The 17,120-nt window shown below is 65.2% G+C and carries 21 protein-coding genes; 9 read left to right on the plus strand and 12 right to left on the minus strand.

Annotation, left to right across the window (positions count from 1 at the left end):
• Nucleotides 1-133 precede the first annotated feature (133 nt).
• Nucleotides 134-1,729 (minus strand): inorganic phosphate transporter, encoded by a 1,596-nt coding sequence (locus F9Z44_RS15085; RefSeq protein WP_159607492.1) that lies wholly within the window; start codon nucleotides 1,727-1,729, stop codon nucleotides 134-136.
• A gap of 14 nt (nucleotides 1,730-1,743) precedes the next feature.
• Nucleotides 1,744-2,349, minus strand: a complete 606-nt coding sequence (gene orn, locus F9Z44_RS15090; protein WP_159607494.1) for an oligoribonuclease — start codon at nucleotides 2,347-2,349, stop codon at nucleotides 1,744-1,746.
• A gap of 100 nt (nucleotides 2,350-2,449) precedes the next feature.
• On the opposite strand from orn, the gene F9Z44_RS15095 reads away from it, so the two are divergent.
• From F9Z44_RS15095 to rsgA, 3 genes are read left to right on the plus strand one after another with little or no spacing between them, the layout of a single operon-like run.
• Nucleotides 2,450-3,718 carry a M48 family metallopeptidase gene (locus F9Z44_RS15095; RefSeq protein ID WP_159607496.1) on the plus strand — a complete coding sequence of 423 codons (1,269 nt, stop codon included), beginning with the start codon at nucleotides 2,450-2,452 and terminating at the stop codon, nucleotides 3,716-3,718.
• A gap of 8 nt (nucleotides 3,719-3,726) precedes the next feature.
• On the plus strand, nucleotides 3,727-4,047 hold the full coding sequence (locus F9Z44_RS15100; protein ID WP_159607497.1) for a 4a-hydroxytetrahydrobiopterin dehydratase: 321 nt from the start codon (nucleotides 3,727-3,729) through the stop codon (nucleotides 4,045-4,047).
• Complete coding sequence (gene rsgA, locus F9Z44_RS15105) at nucleotides 4,047-4,994, plus strand: ribosome small subunit-dependent GTPase A (protein WP_159607498.1); 948 nt, start codon at nucleotides 4,047-4,049, stop codon at nucleotides 4,992-4,994. The genes F9Z44_RS15100 and rsgA overlap by 1 nt, the downstream gene beginning before the upstream one ends.
• Before the next feature lie 6 nt (nucleotides 4,995-5,000).
• Here the strand turns inward: rsgA and F9Z44_RS15110 are convergent, their stop codons facing one another.
• From F9Z44_RS15110 to rpsP, 6 genes are all read right to left on the minus strand, one after another.
• Complete coding sequence (locus tag F9Z44_RS15110; RefSeq protein WP_159607499.1) at nucleotides 5,001-5,930, minus strand: CobD/CbiB family protein; 930 nt, start codon at nucleotides 5,928-5,930, stop codon at nucleotides 5,001-5,003.
• A 44-nt stretch (nucleotides 5,931-5,974) separates the two neighbouring features.
• A complete protein-coding gene (locus F9Z44_RS15115; protein WP_159607500.1) occupies nucleotides 5,975-6,652 on the minus strand; it encodes a CoA pyrophosphatase in 678 nt (225 codons plus the stop codon).
• 75 nt (nucleotides 6,653-6,727) lie between these two features.
• Nucleotides 6,728-7,093 (minus strand): 50S ribosomal protein L19, encoded by a 366-nt coding sequence (gene rplS, locus F9Z44_RS15120; RefSeq protein WP_069048777.1) that lies wholly within the window; start codon nucleotides 7,091-7,093, stop codon nucleotides 6,728-6,730.
• A 143-nt stretch (nucleotides 7,094-7,236) separates the two neighbouring features.
• A complete protein-coding gene (trmD, locus tag F9Z44_RS15125; RefSeq protein ID WP_159607501.1) occupies nucleotides 7,237-8,013 on the minus strand; it encodes a tRNA (guanosine(37)-N1)-methyltransferase TrmD in 777 nt (258 codons plus the stop codon).
• A gap of 9 nt (nucleotides 8,014-8,022) precedes the next feature.
• Entirely contained in the window at nucleotides 8,023-8,622 is a 600-nt protein-coding gene (gene rimM, locus F9Z44_RS15130) for a ribosome maturation factor RimM (protein ID WP_159607502.1), read from the minus strand.
• Nucleotides 8,623-8,638: 16 nt separating this feature from the next.
• Nucleotides 8,639-8,899, minus strand: a complete 261-nt coding sequence (gene rpsP, locus F9Z44_RS15135) for a 30S ribosomal protein S16 (protein ID WP_159607503.1) — start codon at nucleotides 8,897-8,899, stop codon at nucleotides 8,639-8,641.
• A 186-nt stretch (nucleotides 8,900-9,085) separates the two neighbouring features.
• On the opposite strand from rpsP, the gene F9Z44_RS15140 reads away from it, so the two are divergent.
• Nucleotides 9,086-9,616, plus strand: a complete 531-nt coding sequence (locus F9Z44_RS15140; RefSeq protein ID WP_159607504.1) for a GNAT family N-acetyltransferase — start codon at nucleotides 9,086-9,088, stop codon at nucleotides 9,614-9,616.
• Complete coding sequence (locus tag F9Z44_RS15145) at nucleotides 9,613-10,071, plus strand: NINE protein (RefSeq protein WP_159607505.1); 459 nt, start codon at nucleotides 9,613-9,615, stop codon at nucleotides 10,069-10,071. The genes F9Z44_RS15140 and F9Z44_RS15145 overlap by 4 nt, the downstream gene beginning before the upstream one ends.
• A 12-nt stretch (nucleotides 10,072-10,083) precedes the next feature.
• Here the strand turns inward: F9Z44_RS15145 and F9Z44_RS15150 are convergent, their stop codons facing one another.
• Both F9Z44_RS15150 and F9Z44_RS15155 read right to left on the minus strand, forming a co-directional pair.
• Nucleotides 10,084-10,986 carry an AEC family transporter gene (locus F9Z44_RS15150; RefSeq protein WP_236574152.1) on the minus strand — a complete coding sequence of 301 codons (903 nt, stop codon included), beginning with the start codon at nucleotides 10,984-10,986 and terminating at the stop codon, nucleotides 10,084-10,086.
• A gap of 102 nt (nucleotides 10,987-11,088) precedes the next feature.
• On the minus strand, nucleotides 11,089-11,328 hold the full coding sequence (locus F9Z44_RS15155; RefSeq protein WP_236574153.1) for a hypothetical protein: 240 nt from the start codon (nucleotides 11,326-11,328) through the stop codon (nucleotides 11,089-11,091).
• 112 nt (nucleotides 11,329-11,440) lie between these two features.
• Here F9Z44_RS15155 and F9Z44_RS15160 point away from each other — a divergent pair, with 112 nt between their 5' ends.
• A complete protein-coding gene (locus F9Z44_RS15160) occupies nucleotides 11,441-12,310 on the plus strand; it encodes an EamA family transporter (RefSeq protein WP_201449971.1) in 870 nt (289 codons plus the stop codon).
• A 37-nt stretch (nucleotides 12,311-12,347) separates the two neighbouring features.
• Here the strand turns inward: F9Z44_RS15160 and msrA are convergent, their stop codons facing one another.
• Complete coding sequence (gene msrA, locus F9Z44_RS15165; RefSeq protein ID WP_159607511.1) at nucleotides 12,348-12,884, minus strand: peptide-methionine (S)-S-oxide reductase MsrA; 537 nt, start codon at nucleotides 12,882-12,884, stop codon at nucleotides 12,348-12,350.
• A 61-nt stretch (nucleotides 12,885-12,945) separates the two neighbouring features.
• Nucleotides 12,946-13,836, minus strand: coding sequence for a LysR family transcriptional regulator (locus tag F9Z44_RS15170; protein ID WP_159607513.1), 891 nt, complete (start codon nucleotides 13,834-13,836; stop codon nucleotides 12,946-12,948).
• Between the two features lie 104 nt (nucleotides 13,837-13,940).
• Between F9Z44_RS15170 and F9Z44_RS15175 the strand changes: the two genes are divergently transcribed.
• The 3 genes from F9Z44_RS15175 to F9Z44_RS15185 all read left to right on the plus strand — a co-directional run bounded on the left by F9Z44_RS15175 (nucleotide 13,941) and on the right by F9Z44_RS15185 (nucleotide 17,112).
• On the plus strand, nucleotides 13,941-15,134 hold the full coding sequence (locus F9Z44_RS15175; protein ID WP_159607515.1) for an acyl-CoA dehydrogenase: 1,194 nt from the start codon (nucleotides 13,941-13,943) through the stop codon (nucleotides 15,132-15,134).
• 105 nt (nucleotides 15,135-15,239) lie between these two features.
• Nucleotides 15,240-15,932, plus strand: a complete 693-nt coding sequence (locus F9Z44_RS15180; RefSeq protein WP_159607517.1) for a TetR/AcrR family transcriptional regulator — start codon at nucleotides 15,240-15,242, stop codon at nucleotides 15,930-15,932.
• A 19-nt stretch (nucleotides 15,933-15,951) separates the two neighbouring features.
• Nucleotides 15,952-17,112 carry an efflux RND transporter periplasmic adaptor subunit gene (locus F9Z44_RS15185; RefSeq protein ID WP_236574154.1) on the plus strand — a complete coding sequence of 387 codons (1,161 nt, stop codon included), beginning with the start codon at nucleotides 15,952-15,954 and terminating at the stop codon, nucleotides 17,110-17,112.
• Nucleotides 17,113-17,120: the final 8 nt, after the last annotated feature.

Genomic DNA, 17,120 nt, shown 5'->3' on the forward strand with positions numbered 1-17,120 from the left:
CTGATTATAGCCTGAAGTTCAGGGAAAACCCTGAATTGTTTTTCAAACTCGCTTTTTCCGCCGAGCCGCTCCGAGGCGAAACAGCACTCCAGGGACGGCGCCGGACCACGCTCTGTGGGCCAGCGCGAGAGCGTCAATGGAGAACCGCCCTGACGATGTGGAAAAGGATGCCGGCCAGCACCGCCGTGGCGGGCAGGGTGACGATCCACGCGGTCACGATGCGCAGCGCCAGGGAACGCTTCACGATCTCTTTGTCGACCGCCTTCTTCAACACTTTGCGCTCCCTCTTGGCCAGCAAGCCACCCTCCACCACCTGCGTGGCCTCGTGCTGGCGGTTGCGCTGCTTCAGCTCGGCCAGCATGCGCTTCTTGTCCCGCACTTCAGCCGATGCAAAGCGCCGAAGATAGGCCTCGACCTCGGCGCGATCCTGCCCCGGATGTCCGGCCAGCACTTCGGCTTCCATCCTGGCGTAGTTGCCTTTGAGCCATTGGCGCAAGAAGCCCACACCAAACACCGCGCCAATGGATATCTGGGTGGTGGAGACCGGCAAACCCAACTGGGATGCCACGATGACCGTGAGGGAAACCGCCATCGCGATGGCGTAGGCGCGCATGTTGTCGAGTTCGGTGATCTCCCGACCGACGATGCGGATCAGCCGTGCACCGTACAGCACCAGACCCACCGACAGGCCAAGCGCACCCACCGCCAGAATCCACAGCGGCGTATGCGCACGGGCGGCGATGGCACCCGACTGAATCGCCTCATGGATGGCAGCCAATGGCCCGATGGCGTTGGCCACGTCGTTGGCGCCATGCGCAAAGCTCAGCAAGGCGGCCGAGCCGATGAGCGGCCAGGTGAACAGTTGATTGACCGCCTTCTTGCCGTTTTCATGCCGCACTGCCATGCGCCTGATCGGCAAACGAATGATCGACCATGTGATCAGCGCCACGGCCGCGCCAGCGACCAAGGCCTCGGTCAGCTCCACCCGCCACACCTGACCCAGTCCCTTGATCAACATGTAGGTGATGTAGGCCCAGACCATCATGGCAATCAGCACTGGCACCAGGCGCCGGGCCGCCTCGGCCGCGTTGTTCCGGTAGGTCACGCGGCGTTTGATGAGGTAGAGGAACGCGGCCGCCAGCACACCGCCCGCCAAGGGCGACACCAGCCAGCCCAGGGCAATATCGCCCAGCGTGGACCAGTTGATCAGACTCCAGCCGCCCGCAGCAACACCCGCACCCGTGATCGCACCGATGATGGAATGGGTGGTCGAGACTGGCGCGTCCAGCGCGGTGGCGAGATTGATCCACAAGGCTGCAGCGATGAGCGCAGCGAGCATGACCCACGCAAATGCACTCGGATCGGTGATCTGGCGGGCGTCGATGATCCCGCCCTTGATCGTGCCGATCACGTCGCCACCGGACACCACGGCACCCAGCGCCTCGAACACCGCGGCCACCGCCAGCGCCCAGCCCAGGGACATGGCACCCGAACCCACCACCGGCCCCATGTTGTTGGCCACGTCGTTGGCGCCGATGTTCATGGCCATGTAACCGGCCATCACAGTGGCCACCACCACCAACCACAGGGCAGGAGCGGGGAGCCCGCCTGCCGCTGCACCGCTCAGCCACGCATACCCGCCCACCATCAACAGAAACAGCACCGCGGCACCGAACTGCAGCACCTCCAGGTGCTTGGAGAGGAACCGGGCGCGTGGGCTCTTGGGCATGAGGGTCGACCAGTTCAGCGCAGGAAGTGCGTGCGGTAGTGTTCGAGCTCGTCGATGGACTCGTGCACGTCGGCCAATGCGGTGTGCTTCTGGTGTTTCTTGAAGGCGTCGTACACCTCGGGTCGCCAGCGCTTGGCCAGCTCCTTGAGGGTGCTCACGTCCAGGCACCGGTAGTGGAAATACGCCTCCAGCTTGGGCATGTACTTCACAAGGAAGCGGCGGTCCTGGCTGATGGTGTTGCCGCACATCGGCGATCCGCTGCGCGGCACGTACTTGCCAATGAAGGCGAGCAGCTCGGCCTGCGCCTGTTCTTCGGTCACCGCGCTGGCCTTGACCTTGTCGATCAGGCCGCTCTTGCCGTGCGTGCCCTTGTTCCAGTTGTCCATGGCGCCCAGCACCGCATCGCTCTGGTGGATCACCAGCACCGGGCCTTCGATGCGCGGCGTGAGTTGCGGGCCAGTGATGATCACCGCGATCTCCAGCAATCGCTCTTTCTCAGGATCCAGGCCGCTCATCTCGCAGTCGATCCAGACCAGGTTCTGGTCACTTTTTGCGAGGGTGGGGGTGTCGGTGGCGGCGGTCGCCAGGGCCGTGTCGGCCGGAGTGGGGGCAGAAGTCATGCGGGGATTTTGACCGATCCGCCGCGTCCCCTGATACACGGCCGTTCGACCATGCCCCCAATGCGTGTGGCAGCGTCCGTCTTCGATAGACTCCACCCCCATGGACACCGCATCGCTCACCTTCACCGCCCTCTTCTGCGCCTTGCTGGTGCTCGGCCTGGTCATCCGCACCGTGCTGGCCAGCAGGCAGATCCGCCACGTCGCCACCCACCGCGGCACCGTGCCGGCGGCGTTCAGCGACACCATCTCGATCGCAGCTCACCAGAAGGCTGCCGACTACACCATCACCAAGGCCCGCTTTGGCTTGCTGGAGATCGCCATCGACGCCGCGCTGCTGATCGGCTGGACGCTCCTGGGTGGCCTGGATTGGCTCAACCAGGCCCTGCTGGCGGCCCTGGGTGGCGGCATGGTTCAGCAGCTCGCGCTGCTCGGCTCGTTCGCGGTCATCGGCAGCCTGATCACGCTGCCCTTGGGCTGGTATGCCACCTTCCGCATCGAAGAGCGCTTCGGCTTCAACAAGATGACCGTGTCGCTCTGGTTGGGTGACCTGATCAAGGGCGCGCTGGTCGGCGCGCTGATCGGCCTGCCCATCGCCGCGCTGGTGCTCTGGCTCATGGGCGCTGCCGGGCCGGCGTGGTGGCTGTGGGCCTGGGGCGTCTGGATGGCGTTCAACCTGCTGGCACTGGTGTTTTACCCCACGGTGATCGCGCCGCTGTTCAACAAGTTCGAGCCACTGGCCGACGAGACCCTGAAGGCCCGCGTGAACGCCCTCATGCAGCGCTGCGGCTTCGCGGCCAAAGGCCTGTTCGTGATGGACGGCAGCAAACGCAGCGCCCACGCCAACGCCTACTTCACCGGCTTCGGTGCGGCCAAGCGCGTGGTGTTCTTCGACACGCTGCTCAAGCAGCTCAGCCCCGAAGAGATCGACGCCGTGCTCGCGCACGAACTCGGCCACTACAAGCGCCGACACATCATCAAGCGGATCGTGCTGATGTTCGCGCTCAGCCTGGCCGGTTTCGCTCTGCTGGGCTGGGTATCCAGTCAGGCCTGGTTCTTCACCGGTCTGGGTGTCATGCCGTCTCTGGACGTGCCCAACAACGCGTTGGCCCTCATTCTGTTCATGATGGTCGTGCCGCTGCTCACCTTCTTTCTGTCGCCGTTGATGGCGCAGCTCTCGCGCAAGCACGAGTTCGAGGCCGACGCCTACGCGGTGGAACACACCAGCGGGCCCGATCTGGCCAGCGCACTGCTCAAGCTCTACAAGGACAACGCCAGCACGCTCACGCCCGACCCGGTGTACGCGCGCTTCTACTACTCCCACCCGCCGGCCAGCGAGCGCCTGACGCGCCTGCAAGCCGCTGCTGCCTGAACACCCGCATGAACACCATTCACCACAACCGCCGCGCCCTCTCGGCCACCGAAATCGTGAGCCAGCTCACCCAGCTCAACGGCGAATCCGCCCAGGGCTGGAAACTGATCGATGGCGCGCTGGACAAAACCTTCACCTTCGCCAACTTCCACGAGACCATGGCCTTCGTGAATGCGGTCGCCTGGATCGCCCACCGCGAAGACCACCACCCCGACCTGGCCCTGGGCTACAGCCGCTGCACGGTGCGGTTCAATACGCACGACGTGGATGGCATCTCGGTGAGTGACTTCCACTGCGCAGCTGCAGTGGAAGCACTGCAGAAGGCCTGATGGCCGATCTCCAGACTGGTCTGGTGGTGGCCGCCCATGGCCGCCACTGCATGGTGGAAAGCACAGACGGTGAGCGCCGCATCTGCCATCCCCGGGGGAAAAAAAGCCAGGTGGTCGTGGGTGATCAGGTGCAATGGCAGATCACCGGTGACGAAGGCAGCATCGAGCGCGTGGACGAGCGACGCAACCTGTTTTACCGGCAGGACGAGATGCGCACCAAGTCGTTCGCGGCCAACCTCGATCAGGTGCTGGTGCTGGTGGCAGCCGATCCCGAGTTCTCCGAGAGCCAGCTTGCACGCGCGCTGATCGCAGCCCAGGCCGAGCACATCGAGGTGTTGATCGTGCTCAACAAGAGCGATCTGCAGCCCGCCTTCGACCGCGCCTGGGCGCGCCTGGACCCCTACCGCCGCATGGGTTGCACGGTGATGCCGCTGCGCCTCAAGGCAGACGGCCAGGACGCGGGCGGAGACGATGGTCTGGACGCGCTGCAGCAACGCCTGGCGGGCAAGCGCACCTTGGTGCTGGGGCCGTCGGGTGTGGGCAAGAGCACCTTGGTGAACCGGCTGGTGCCCATGGCCAAGGCGCTCACCGGCGAAATTTCGCGCGCGTTGAATTCAGGCAAACACACCACCACCAGCACCACCTGGTACTGGGTTGACGGCGCTCGGAGCACAGCCCTGATCGACTCGCCTGGATTCCAGGAATTCGGCCTCAATCACATTGAACCGATGCAGCTTGCGCACCTGATGCCCGACCTGAACGCCACGCTGGGCAATTGCCGCTTCTACAACTGCACCCACCTGCACGAGCCAGGCTGTGCCGTGGTGGCGCATGTGCAGTCAGGGGATGCCGAAGTGACCGGGGGCGATCCGCTGGCGATCAGCGAGAACCGCTACCGGCTCTACCGCGAGCTGTTCGCCGAGCTGTCGGACAAACGCAAATACTGAACGGTGTCAGAGGCGCGCGAGCGTGACCAGCGCAAGCAGCAGCATCCACAACACCACGGCGCGCCAGACCAGCCCCACCACGCTGCCCAGGTGCGCCAGTTGGGGCTCGGGCCGGTTGCCCGGATCGCCCTCTTCGGGCACGACCATCGGGTCGGGCTGCGGTGTGAGGCGCACATTGAGCGCGCCCGATGTTGCAGCCAAGACCACGCCGTTGCTGCCCGGTGCGAAGCGTTCGGCATCGCCGCGCCAGCTGGCCACCGCTTCCTCGAAATTGCCCACCACAGCAAAGCCCAGCGCCGTGACTCGGGCGGGCACATGGTCAACCAAAGCCCAGGCGCGGGCTGCGGCGTTCTGCAGGGCAATACTCGGTGTGCCATCGGGGCGCGCGCGCCAGTTGCGCGAGAGGTACTCGGCCGAACGGTAAAACACCGCGCCTGCCGGCCCCAGCCCCAACGCCCAGAACACCACAAAACACACCAGCACACCAAACACGTGGCGGTGTGCCGAGAGTACCGAGTGCTCGATCACCTGGCGCAGCAGCTCGCTGCGCGGCAAGCTGGACGCGTCCACCCGAAGCCAGGCGGCGAGCTTCTCGCGCGCCAGCGCATCGTTGCCCTCTTCGAGCGCGTTGCGGATCTCGCTGAAGTGGTGGCTGAACTGGCGAAAACCCAGCGTCACATAGAGCACCGCCACCATCCAAACGAAAGCGAGTACAGAGCTGAACCACCACAGGCCCCAGTGCACCAGTGCAACCAGCAGCGCAGGCACACCGACGGCCAGCCCCCAGGCCACCCAGCCGTGCGAAGATTCGCCCGCATCGAGGTTGCGGCGAACCGTGCGGGACCAGGCGCGCAGCGCAGCGTGAACCACGTTGTCATAGGCCAGTGGACGCGCCTGCTCCAGCAGCAAGGCGATGAAGATGGCAAAAAAACCCATGGGCCGATCATAGTGGCCTGCGGGGCGCAGACCCATGAAGCGGATCAGGCGCTGAGCATCCGGTAAAAGTTGCGCAGCATGCCGGCGGTGGCACCCCAGATGAAGCGCTCCTGGTCGCCGTCCTGGTAGGGCATGGAATACCACTCGCGCACCACGCCTTCGAAGTCGAAGGCATGCCGGCGGTGGTGCAGCGGGTTCATGAGGAAGGACAGCGGCACCTCGAACACGTCGTCCACCTCGTCGGGGTTGGGCACCAGCTCGAACCCTGGCTCCACCAGCCCCACCACTGGCGTGACGATGAACGAGGTGCCCGTGACGTACACCGGCAGCGTGCCCAGCACCTCGATGCGCTCGGGCGCAATACCGATCTCTTCAAACGTCTCACGCAACGCAGCGGCGGTGGGGTCGGCGTCGGTGGGGTCGATCTTGCCGCCGGGCAAGGCAATCTGGCCCGAATGGGTGGAGAGGTGAGCCGTGCGCTGGGTGAGCAGCAGGGTGAGCTCGTCGCGCATCACCAGCGGCAACATCACGGCCGCATGGGCCGGTGCGCGGTTGGCGAACTTGATCTCGCGCACCAGCTCGGGCGTCCACTGCGGCGGGTTGGCGAACAGCTGGCGCAAGCCGTGCGCGGTAAGGCGCTCGGGGTGGGCGGGGTGCGTGATTTCGTCGGCGTTGACGATGGGCACCAGGCGGGGATCGAACGCGGGCAACAGTTGGGTCATGGGTGGCAGAGCATAGGCCAGACGCAAAAAAGCCGCTCCGGGGAGCGGCTTTCTTGCTGGCAGAGCAGACGAGGCTTATGCAGCCTTGGCGCCCAGCTTTTCCTTGATACGTGCCGACTTGCCGCTGCGGTCGCGCAGGTAGTACAGCTTGGCACGGCGCACGTCACCGCGGCGCTTGACTTCGATCTTGGCGATCAGCGGGCTGTACAGCGGGAAGGTGCGCTCGACGCCTTCGCCGTTGGAGATCTTGCGCACGATGAAGCTGGAGTTGAGGCCACGGTTGCGGCGGGCAACCACCACACCTTCGTAGGCCTGCAAACGCTTGCGGGTGCCTTCGATCACGTTCACGCTGACGATCACGGTGTCGCCAGGGGCGAACGGCGGAATGACTTTGCCGAGGCGAGCAATTTCTTCTTGCTCTAGGGTCTGGATGAGGTTCATGGTTTCCTGTTCGTCGATCATTCCCGCGCTGCACTAAAGGCCACGAATCCGGCAGGGGCCCTGTCCAACCTGTTGCAGAAGATCTGCTGGGGTTGCGGGCTGACCCGGTCGCGGCGGCCGGTAGAGGATCGAAAAGCCTTGGATTATAGCAAGCCCTGGGCGCGCAGGAAAGTCACATCTTTGGCATCGAGCAACCCTTGCTCCCGGGCGCGGACCAGCAGGTCGGGCCGCTGGCGGGCGGTGACCAGCAGACTCTGCTCTCTCCGATGATGGGCAATGCGCTCGTGGTGACCCCCCATCAGCACGTCGGGCGCCGGCATTGGACCCTGCGGGCCCTGCCAGACCTCGGGACGCGTGTAGTGCGGACTGTCGAGCAGGCCGTCCAGCGCGGGGTTGAAACTGTCCTGCTGATGGCTGCCCTCGTCGCTCAACACGCCGGGCTGCAGTCGCGCCACCGCATCAAGCAGCGCCATGGCGGCGATCTCGCCACCCGAAAGCACGAAGTCGCCCAGGCTGATTTGCAGGTCGACACAGGCGTCGATGAAGCGCTGATCGATGCCCTCGTAGCGGCCACAGAGCAACACCGCGCCCTGGCTGTCCGACCAACGCGCCACGGCGGTGTGGTCAAGGGTTTCGCCGATGGGGGAGAACAACACGACCGGAGCGCGCACGTCCTCGGGCTCGGCGCGCTCGACGCGCACCGCCTGCAGACACTGCCAGAGTGGCTCGGCCATCATAACCATGCCAGGTCCACCGCCGAACGGACGGTCGTCCACACGCCTGTAGTTGCCCTCGGCGAAATCGCGCGGATTCCACAGGTGAACATCCACCAAGCCGGATTCGAAGGCGCGGCGGTTGATGCCGTGCTGCAGGAAGGGAGCGAACAGCTCAGGAAACAGCGTGATGACGTCGAAGCGCATCAAGGCAAATCAATAGTCAGTTTGCCAGTCGGCCGTGATGCGGCGTGCCGCCCTGTCCACGTTGTCGATGTAGGCCGCCACGAACGGAATCATGCGTTCGGCCACTTGCTCAACCCCGTCGACAGTTTCGGTGTATTCGAGCACCAGCACGGAAGTTGGCCCGGTGGCCATGAGGTCACGCACCACGCCCAGGCACACGCCTTCGCGGTTGACCACGTCCAGGCCGATCAGATCGACCCAGTAGTACTCACCCTCGGGTGTGGCGGGGAAGGCGCTGCGCGGCAGGTAGACGCGCACGCCCTTGAGCGCTTCGGCCGAGTTGCGATCGCCGATGCCTTCGATCTGGGCGACCAGACCGTCGGTGTGCGGCTTGACCTCCAGCAGACCAATGGTCACACAGCCCGAAAACGCCGAAAAGCCGCGCGCGAAGCGGGCTTCGGGCGGCTCCAGGAACCATTGTTGGGAAGCGATCAGCGCCGAGGTGTCGGCGCTGTAGGGCAGGATGCGGACCCAGCCCTTGATGCCCCACGCGTCTTGTATGCGCCCCAACTCGACCGCATCGGCCGGGAGGGACGACGCCGTGAAGGCGCCGGACGCGGGGCTGCTCACCGTGCGGTCGGCAAGATCAGGCTGCGACGGCGGCCTTGGTGGCGTTCTGCTTGACCAGACGCTCCACCGTGTCGGACGGGGTGGCACCCACGCCGGTCCAGTAGGTCAGGCGGTCCAGGGCGATGCGCAGGGGCTCTTCACCACCGCGTGCCAGGGGGTTGTAAAAGCCGATGCGCTCGATGAAACGACCGTCGCGGCGGTTGCGTTTGTCGGCCACAACGATGTTGTAGAAAGGACGGGACTTTGAGCCGCCGCGGGAGAGTCGAATGACGACCATGATTTATCCTTCGGGTGGAGAGGTGCCGAAATTGGCACATCACTGGATCTTTCGATCCGCTTATCTGCAGCGCTTGAGACACACGACTGACCACCCGGTCAGCGAAACGCCACGAAACCCGCGATTATAGCCCGTCTGCTGGCCCCCAAGGCCACAGACTCCACCCTGTTCGTTCTGAAACGCCCCATGTCCACGATCCGCCCCAGCCGAGAAGACGACCTAGACGCCATCACCCGCATCTATGCCCACCACGTGCTGCACGGCACCGGTACCTTTGAAACCACGCCGCCCAGCCTGGCCGACATGACCGCGCGCCGCGCCGATGTGTTGTCCAAAGGCCTGCCTTGGCTGGTGGTTGAAGTGGGCGGTCAGGTGCTGGGGTTTGCCTACGGCAACTGGTTCAAGCCCCGGCCGGCCTACCGCTTTTCGGTAGAGGACTCGATCTACATGGACCCGGCCGCGCACGGCAAGGGTTTGGGCCGCGCGCTGTTGACCGAGTTGCTGGCGGTGCTGGAGCGCGGTGGCGTGCGCAAGGTCATGGCCGTGATTGGCGACTCGGCCAACGCGGGTTCGATCGGCGTGCACAAGGCGCTGGGCTTCGAGACGGTGGGTGTGGTGCAGTCGTGCGGCTGGAAGTTCGACCGTTGGCTGGACATCGTGTTGATGCAACGAACGCTGGGTGCCGGCGACACCACGCCGCCTGAAAGCGCTGCGTGAGCGGGCGCGGCAAGAACAAGACGCTGGCCGCGGTGCTGGCAGTGCTCGGCGGCACGCTGGGGCTGCACCGCTTCTATTTGCGCGGTCTGGGCGACTGGATCGGTTGGCTGCACCCGATTCCCGCGGCCCTGGGCTGGTGGGGCGTGGACCGCGTGCTCACCTACGGGCAGGACGACAAGCTCTCCTGGGTGCTGATTCCGCTGCTGGGCATGACGATCGCCGCGAGCTGCCTCACCGGCATCGTCTATGCGCTGACCGAGCGCGAAAAGTGGAACCGCTGGTTCAACCCGACGCTGCCGGTGGACGCCAACGCCGGCGCCACGCACTGGCTGACCATCGGCACGCTGGTGCTCGCGCTGCTCATGGGCACCGTGGCTTTCATGGGCAGCCTGGCCTTCGGCATTCAGCGCTACTTCGAGTACCAGATTGAAGAGGCGCGAAAAATAAGCCAATAACGCACTCGCCGATCAGTTCAGCCAGGACATGGCCAGCATGAAAAAACTCAGCGTGAAGAGCGACACCAGCGTGGTCATGCCCATGCTGGCGGTGGTGAGTTCCTGTGCCACGTCATAGCGCTGGGCAAACAGGAACACGTTGGCGCCTATCGGCAAAGCGCCCGCCACCACGATCACGGTCAGGGGCAGGCCAGTGATGCCCAGGGCCCAGGCGCTCAGACCCACCATCACCGGCAGCACGAGGTTCTTGGACACCGTGATCCACAGCGCGTCGCGCAGGTGCCCACGCAGCGGCGTGCTGGCCAGCGTCACCCCCATCAACACCAGCGACAGCGGGCCGAAGGCGTTGCCCAGCAGCAGCAGCGGCTTGTCGATCACCGTGGGCAAGGTCAAGCCGGTTTGCGAAAACAGCAGGCCACTGATGATGGGCAAAGGAATCGGGTGGATCAGTGCGCCCTTGATGGCCGAAGTCGCCGTCTGCAGCAGGTGGGGTGCGCGCTCCCCGCCCACGCGTGCTTCGCGCGCCACGGCCAACTCCAGAACGATGGAGCCTGTGGTCAGCAGAATCAGCGCATGCACCGACACCAGGGTCAGCAGCGTGACCAGCCCTGCCTTGCCATAGGCCAGCTCCACCAGCGTGATACCGATCATGACCATGTTGGAGAACACCCCTGCCATGGCCATGACGACGCTGGCGCGGTTGAAACCCCGCCAGGCGATGGACAGCGCCAGCAGCAAGAGCGCGGCGGGGAAATAGGCCAGCACAGGCCGCAGGTCGAGCTCTTCGAATTGCACCGCGCTCATGGTGCGAAACAGCAGCGCCGGGATCAGCACCAGGAACACGAGGTTGGAGAGGTCCTTCACCGCAGCATCGCGGATCCATTGCAGCCGCCCGGCGAGGAAGCCGATGGCCATCAGGAGAAAGACGGGGGTCAGCGACGCGACGGCGGGATGTGCAGCAAGGTTCACCCGCCGATGGTATCAACCGACGGGTGCGGGGGCGGGCTGGGTGCCCACTCAGTGCGCGTGGCGCATCCCGCAGTACTTGCCCAAAGCCAGCCCCTTGCAGGCCAGCTGAAGCTCGGCCATGCAGGCCTTCTCGCCTTTTCCCGCCGCCAGGCACTGGGCGGCCGCTCCGTGAGCTGCCGCCATGCTGCGGTGGCGCTGAATGTCTTCCTGCGTGTCCTTGTCGGAGTGCTGGGCCACGGCCGCGCAAGCCCACAGCGCGGCGCACAACATAAAAAGGGCTTTTCTCATTGGGTCACCTTGGGTTCGGGTTGTAGACATGTGGCCGCGGCCACTGGCGTTTGTACAGCAGATGACGATCGCTCTCGCTACACTGCCGGTCCCACCATCGCCGGATTGCCCCTTGCCCACCGCCCACCTTCTGCTGGCCTTGTCCGTCGTGTTTGTCTGGGGCACCAATTTCGTGGTGATCCGCTGGGGGCTGGACGGGCTGCCGCCTTTCCTGTTCGCCACGCTGCGCTTTGCGTTCTCTGCCCTGCCCTGGCTCTTCTTCGTTCCCCGACCCACCGCACCCTGGCACAAGCTCGCGGCCTTTGGCGTGCTGCTGGGCGTGGGCCAATTCGGCCTGCTGTTCCTCGCCATGCGCAGCAGCATCTCGCCCGGGCTGGCTTCGCTGGTGGTGCAGTTGCAGGTGTTCTTCACCATCGGCCTGTCGCTGTGGCTGATGGGTGAACGGGTGCGTGGTTTCCAGATCGCCGGACTGTTGCTTGCACTGTGCGGTCTGGGCGTGATCGCGGCCAACCTCGACGCCACCGTGACGCTGGCGGGCATCGGCATGGTGCTCAGCGCGGCGTTCTTCTGGTCGCTGGCCAATCTGGTGGTGAAGTCGCTCGGGCCGGTGAACATGCTGCACTTCATGGTCTGGAGCAGTCTGTTCGCGGTGCCGCCGCTGTTCGCCTTGTCGTGGTTCATCGAAGGGCCAGAACTCATGCGCTCGGCCGTTGCACAGGCCGACTCGCTGGTGTGGGCCAGCGTGTTGTGGCAGGCGGTGGGCAACACGTTGTTTGGCTACGGCGTGTGGAACTGGCTGCTGGCACGCCACCCGGCGGCCACGGTGACGCCACTGGCGCTGTTGATCCCGGTGTTCGGCATGGGAGCTTCGGCCTTGTCGCTGGGTGAGTCGCTTCCAGGCTGGAAGCTCGGTGCCGCGGCGCTGGTGTTGCTGGGTCTGGCGGTGATTGTTCTCTGGCCACGGTGGCGGCCAGGGCGGTGAGCTCGTTGGTGCTCGAAATGTTGCCGCACGAGAGAAGCTACTTGGCCAACCGGGCAAACGTCTTGCGAAACTTCGCCACCTTGGGTGCAGCCACCATCATGCAGTAGCCCTGATGCGGGTTGCGCGCAAAGAAATCCTGGTGGTATTGCTCCGCGGCCGAGTAGTTGTCCAGCGGCACCACCTCCGTCACGATCGGTTTGCCAAACGCATGGTCCCGCGTGAGTTCGTCGATCAACCCCTGCGCCACCGCTTGCTGCTCGGGCGTGGTGAAGTAAATGCCGCTGCGGTACTGCGTGCCCACGTCGTTGCCCTGACGGTTCAGCGTGGTCGGATCGTGGATCACGAAAAAGATCTCCAAAATCTCGCGCGTGCTGATTTGCGCAGGGTCGTATTCCAGCCGCACCACCTCGTTGTGCCCGGTCGTGCCGGTGCACACCGCCTCGTAGCTGGGCTGCTTCACGTGGCCGTTGCTGTAGCCCGACTCCACATCGGTCACGCCCTTGACCGCCACGTACACCGACTCGGTGCACCAGAAGCAGCCGCCGCCCAACACCAAAACTTCTTTGTCGCTCATCGTTCTCTCCAAGTGTGTTGACCTGCGTTGGTCGTGCCAGGCGCAGGATTCTTTCAACGCCTCACTGTAGTGGCTGGGCAAACGCACGCACCGCGCCCAGAAATGCCCCCAACGCGGCCTGGTCTCTGTCCGTTTTCCACAGGCAATGGGTCTCGTAAGGCGGCGTGTCCACATCCAGCGGCACGAAAACCGCGCCGGGCAGCCCAGCCTGCTGCAACGCCGCCGGCACCAGCGCACAACCCAGGCCCTGCGACACGACGGACACCACGCTGAGCCAGTGGCGCAGCTCAAAGCGGATCTCGGGCAAGAACCCCGCGTCGGCGCACAGACCGAGGATGCGCTCGTGATAGTCGGGCGACACCGCCCGCGACACCACCGCGAACGGCTCCCCCTGCAGCCGCGCCAGCGACAGCTGTTTGCGTCGGGCCAGCGCATGGCCCGCCGGGAGACAGGCCACAAACGGCTGGCTGGAGACCAGGATCTGCGAGAAGCCCACCGGCACCCGCGTGGTGTGCACGAAACCGATGTCCAGCCGCTCGTGCATCAGGTCGATGAGCTGGTCGCTCGAACTCAGCTCTCGCAACACCAGGTGCAGCTTGGGGTGCCCCGCCGCGAAGCCCTTCAAGATTTGCGGCAGCCCCCGGTAGAGCACCGTACCGGCAAAACCGATCTGCAGGCTGCCCAGCATGCCCTGCGACACCTCGCGCGCCTCGCGCGCGGCCAGGCCCGCTTGATCCAGCAGCGAGCGCGCCGCCGGCACAAACGCCTGCCCCGCAGCGGTGAGCTGCACGCCCCGACTGTTGCGCGTGAAGAGCAACGCGCCCACCGAGGCTTCGAGCTGCTGGATGTTGAGCGACAGCGGTGGCTGCGTGATGGCCAAGCGCTGTGCCGCGCGGCCGAAATGCAGCTCTTCGGCCAGCACGAGGAAATAGCGCAGGTGGCGGAATTCCATGAATAGCTTTCCTGTATGGATGGATACCTATTCGATATTAGACAGGTATTCATGCCGGACGGACAATGCGCGCATTGCCACCCCAATACACGGAGACACCGACCATGCTTTCCCCCACCAAAGCCAAAGCCAGCTTCAACTGGGAAGACCCCTTCCACCTGGACGCACAGCTCACCGACGACGAGCGCGCCGTGCGCGATGCCGCCCACGCCTACTGCCAGGAAAAACTGCTGCCGCGCGTGACCGAGGCCTTCCGCCACGAGAAGACCGACCCGGCGATCTTCCGCGAGATGGGTGAACTTGGCCTGCTCGGCCCGACCATCCCCGAGGCCTACGGCGGCTCGGGCCTGAACTACGTGTGCTACGGCCTGGTGGCGCGTGAAGTGGAGCGCGTGGATTCCGGCTACCGCTCCATGATGAGTGTGCAGAGCTCGCTGGTGATGGTGCCGATCAACGAGTTCGGCACCGAAGAGCAGAAGCAGAAATACCTGCCCAAGCTGGCCAGCGGCCATTGGATCGGCTGCTTCGGCCTGACCGAACCCAACCACGGCTCCGACCCGGGCAGCATGGTCACCCGCGCGAAGAAGGTGGCCGGCGGCTACAGCATCTCGGGCAGCAAGATGTGGATCAGCAACTCGCCGATCGCCGACGTGTTCGTGGTCTGGGCCAAGGACGACGAAGGTTCGATCCGCGGCTTCATTCTCGACAAGGGCATGAAGGGCCTGAGCGCCCCGGCCATCCACAGCAAGGTCGGCCTGCGCGCCTCCATCACCGGCGAGATCGTGATGGACGAGGTGTTCTGCCCCGAAGAAAACGCCTTCCCCGAGGTGCGTGGCTTGAAGGGTCCGTTCACGTGTCTGAACAGCGCGCGTTACGGCATCGCCTGGGGTGCGCTGGGTGCGGCCGAAGACTGCTTCTTCCGCGCCCGCCAGTACGTGATGGACCGCCACCAGTTCGGTCGCCCACTGGCCGCCAACCAGCTGATCCAGAAGAAGCTGGCCGACATGCTGACCGAGATCAGCCTGGGCCTGCAGGGCTGCTTGCGTCTGGGCCGCATGAAGGACGAGGGCACAGCCGCGGTGGAGATCACCTCCATCCTCAAGCGCAACAGCTGCGGCAAGGCGCTGGACATTGCCCGCCTGGCGCGCGACATGATGGGTGGCAACGGCATCAGCGACGAGTTCGGCGTGGCGCGCCATCTGGTGAACCTGGAAGTGGTCAACACCTACGAAGGCACGCACGACATCCACGCGCTCATCCTGGGCCGTGCGATCACCGGCATCCAGGCGTTTTCCTGAAGCGGCGGGGCGCTGCCCCGCTGACCGGGGCTTTACCGTGGGGACACGGCGGGCGTAGGGGTGTGGGGTATATTTAATAACCCACCGGTCATTAAATCAGCTCGCATGCCCTCGTACGCCGCCTCCGACACCAGCGCTTCCGCCGAGCCCGACCTTCCGCAGCGCCGTTCGCGCCGCAAGGAAGCGCGACCGGGCGAGCTGCTGGATGCCGCGCTCACCCTGTTTGTGGAGAAGGGCTTCGCCGCCACCCGCGTGGAAGAAGTGGCCGCCATGGCGGGCGTCTCCAAAGGCACCCTCTTCCTCTATTTCCCGAGCAAGGAAGAGTTGTTCAAGGCGGTCGTGCGGGAAAACCTTGCCGGGCGCTTCACCGAGTGGAACGAAGAGTTCGAGCGCTTCAGCGGCGGCAGCGCCGAGCTGGTGCGCTACTGCATGCACTCGTGGTGGGAACGCATCGGCACCACACCTGCCTCGGGCATCACCAAGCTGGTGATGAGCGAAGCCGGCATGTTTCCCGAGATCGCGGCCTTCTACCAGCGTGAAGTGATCGAGCCCGGGCACGACCTGATCCGACGCATCCTGCAACGCGGCGTCGATCGGGGTGATTTCCGGCCCCTGCCCATGGAATACGCGGTCTACAGCCTGATCGCGCCGATGATCTTCCTGTTGATGTGGAAACACTCCATGGCGCCTTGCTGCCCCAAGACCGCACAGATCGACCCCGTCGGCTTCATCGATGCCCAGGTTGACCTGCTGCTGGCCGGCATGCTGGCCCCCCGGACCCAATCCACGGCCACCTGACCCGACCGCACCGATCACCATGACCTCACGCCGCCCGTTGTCTTTCTGGATCAAATGGTTGCTGATGATCGCCCTGGTGCTCGGGATCGCCCTGGGTGTCACGCGGGCACTGGGCAAACGCAAAGCCACGAGCGAAGCAGCCCGCGCCGCCGCCGAATCGCTGCAGAAAACCCCGACCTACACACTCTCGCCCACCGATGTGGTGGCGGTGCAGGCGATCGAACTCACCCAGACAGTGGCCCTGTCGGGCTCGGTGGATGCGCTGCAGACCGCCGCCATCAAGGCCAGAACCGCCGGTGAAATCCAGGGCCTGAGCAAACGCGAGGGGGATCCGGTGACAGCTGGCGAAGTGGTGGCTCGCATCGACAGCACCGAGGCCCAGGCCCGGGTGCGCCAGACCGCGCGACAGGCCGAGTCGGCCCAGGCGCAGGTGGCGATCGCCAGACGCACCTTTGACAACAACCAGGCCCTGGTGCGCCAGGGCTTCATCTCCAGCACCGCGCTGGAGACCGCCACCGCCAACCTCGCCAGTGCCGAAGCCACGCACCAGGCCGCGCTGGCCGCACTCGACATCGCGCGCAAGTCGCTTGCCGACACCACGCTGCGCTCGCCACTGACGGGCCAGGTTTCGGCGCGGTTGGTGCAAAACGGCGAACGCGTGGCCATCGACACGCGCGTGCTCGACGTGGTGGATCTCTCCAGCTTCGAAATGGAAGCCGCGATTGCGCCCGCCGATGCGGTGGCCGTGAAGGTGGGCCAGAAGGCGCGCCTGGCCGTGGAAGGCTTGAGCGAGCCAGTACAGGCCACCGTGGCCCGCATCAACCCCAGCGTGCAGGCGGCCAGCCGCAGCGTGCTGGTGTACCTGCGCGTGCCCGCCCAGCCCGGCATGCGCCAGGGCCTGTTTGCCCAGGGTCACATCGTGATCGGCTCGGTCACAGCGCTGGCCGTGCCCACCTCCACCGTGCGCAACGACAAGCCGCAGCCCTATGTGCAGGTGGTGCGTGAAGGTGCGGTGGTGCATGTGCCGCTGCAGCCCGGCGCCACCGGTCTGCTGGGCTCCGAGCCCATGCGCGCCGTCGAGGGTTTGCCGCCCGGCACGCAGCTGCTGCGCGCCCAGGCCGGGCTGATCCGCGAAGGCACCGCCGTGCGCCTGAACGCGCCCGCCACAGCCGCCAACTGAGCAGCCCG

This window comes from Hydrogenophaga sp. PBL-H3 (genome assembly GCF_010104355.1).
Classification (GTDB): domain Bacteria; phylum Pseudomonadota; class Gammaproteobacteria; order Burkholderiales; family Burkholderiaceae_C; genus Hydrogenophaga.

What these genes read in the sequence shown, in the direction of transcription:
- F9Z44_RS15085 (WP_159607492.1), bottom strand. Translation starts at nt 1,729, where the DNA reads ATGCCCAAGAGCCCACGCGCCCGGTTCCTCTCCAAGCACCTGGAGGTG.
- orn (WP_159607494.1), bottom strand. Translation starts at nt 2,349, where the DNA reads ATGACTTCTGCCCCCACTCCGGCCGACACGGCCCTGGCGACCGCCGCC.
- F9Z44_RS15095 (WP_159607496.1), top strand. Translation starts at nt 2,450, where the DNA reads ATGGACACCGCATCGCTCACCTTCACCGCCCTCTTCTGCGCCTTGCTG.
- F9Z44_RS15100 (WP_159607497.1), top strand. Translation starts at nt 3,727, where the DNA reads ATGAACACCATTCACCACAACCGCCGCGCCCTCTCGGCCACCGAAATC.
- rsgA (WP_159607498.1), top strand. Translation starts at nt 4,047, where the DNA reads ATGGCCGATCTCCAGACTGGTCTGGTGGTGGCCGCCCATGGCCGCCAC.
- F9Z44_RS15110 (WP_159607499.1), bottom strand. Translation starts at nt 5,930, where the DNA reads ATGGGTTTTTTTGCCATCTTCATCGCCTTGCTGCTGGAGCAGGCGCGT.
- F9Z44_RS15115 (WP_159607500.1), bottom strand. Translation starts at nt 6,652, where the DNA reads ATGACCCAACTGTTGCCCGCGTTCGATCCCCGCCTGGTGCCCATCGTC.
- rplS (WP_069048777.1), bottom strand. Translation starts at nt 7,093, where the DNA reads ATGAACCTCATCCAGACCCTAGAGCAAGAAGAAATTGCTCGCCTCGGC.
- trmD (WP_159607501.1), bottom strand. Translation starts at nt 8,013, where the DNA reads ATGCGCTTCGACGTCATCACGCTGTTTCCTGAGCTGTTCGCTCCCTTC.
- rpsP (WP_159607503.1), bottom strand. Translation starts at nt 8,899, where the DNA reads ATGGTCGTCATTCGACTCTCCCGCGGCGGCTCAAAGTCCCGTCCTTTC.
- F9Z44_RS15140 (WP_159607504.1), top strand. Translation starts at nt 9,086, where the DNA reads ATGTCCACGATCCGCCCCAGCCGAGAAGACGACCTAGACGCCATCACC.
- F9Z44_RS15150 (WP_236574152.1), bottom strand. Translation starts at nt 10,986, where the DNA reads ATGGCCATCGGCTTCCTCGCCGGGCGGCTGCAATGGATCCGCGATGCT.
- F9Z44_RS15155 (WP_236574153.1), bottom strand. Translation starts at nt 11,328, where the DNA reads ATGAGAAAAGCCCTTTTTATGTTGTGCGCCGCGCTGTGGGCTTGCGCG.
- msrA (WP_159607511.1), bottom strand. Translation starts at nt 12,884, where the DNA reads ATGAGCGACAAAGAAGTTTTGGTGTTGGGCGGCGGCTGCTTCTGGTGC.
- F9Z44_RS15170 (WP_159607513.1), bottom strand. Translation starts at nt 13,836, where the DNA reads ATGGAATTCCGCCACCTGCGCTATTTCCTCGTGCTGGCCGAAGAGCTG.
- F9Z44_RS15175 (WP_159607515.1), top strand. Translation starts at nt 13,941, where the DNA reads ATGCTTTCCCCCACCAAAGCCAAAGCCAGCTTCAACTGGGAAGACCCC.
- F9Z44_RS15180 (WP_159607517.1), top strand. Translation starts at nt 15,240, where the DNA reads ATGCCCTCGTACGCCGCCTCCGACACCAGCGCTTCCGCCGAGCCCGAC.
- F9Z44_RS15185 (WP_236574154.1), top strand. Translation starts at nt 15,952, where the DNA reads ATGACCTCACGCCGCCCGTTGTCTTTCTGGATCAAATGGTTGCTGATG.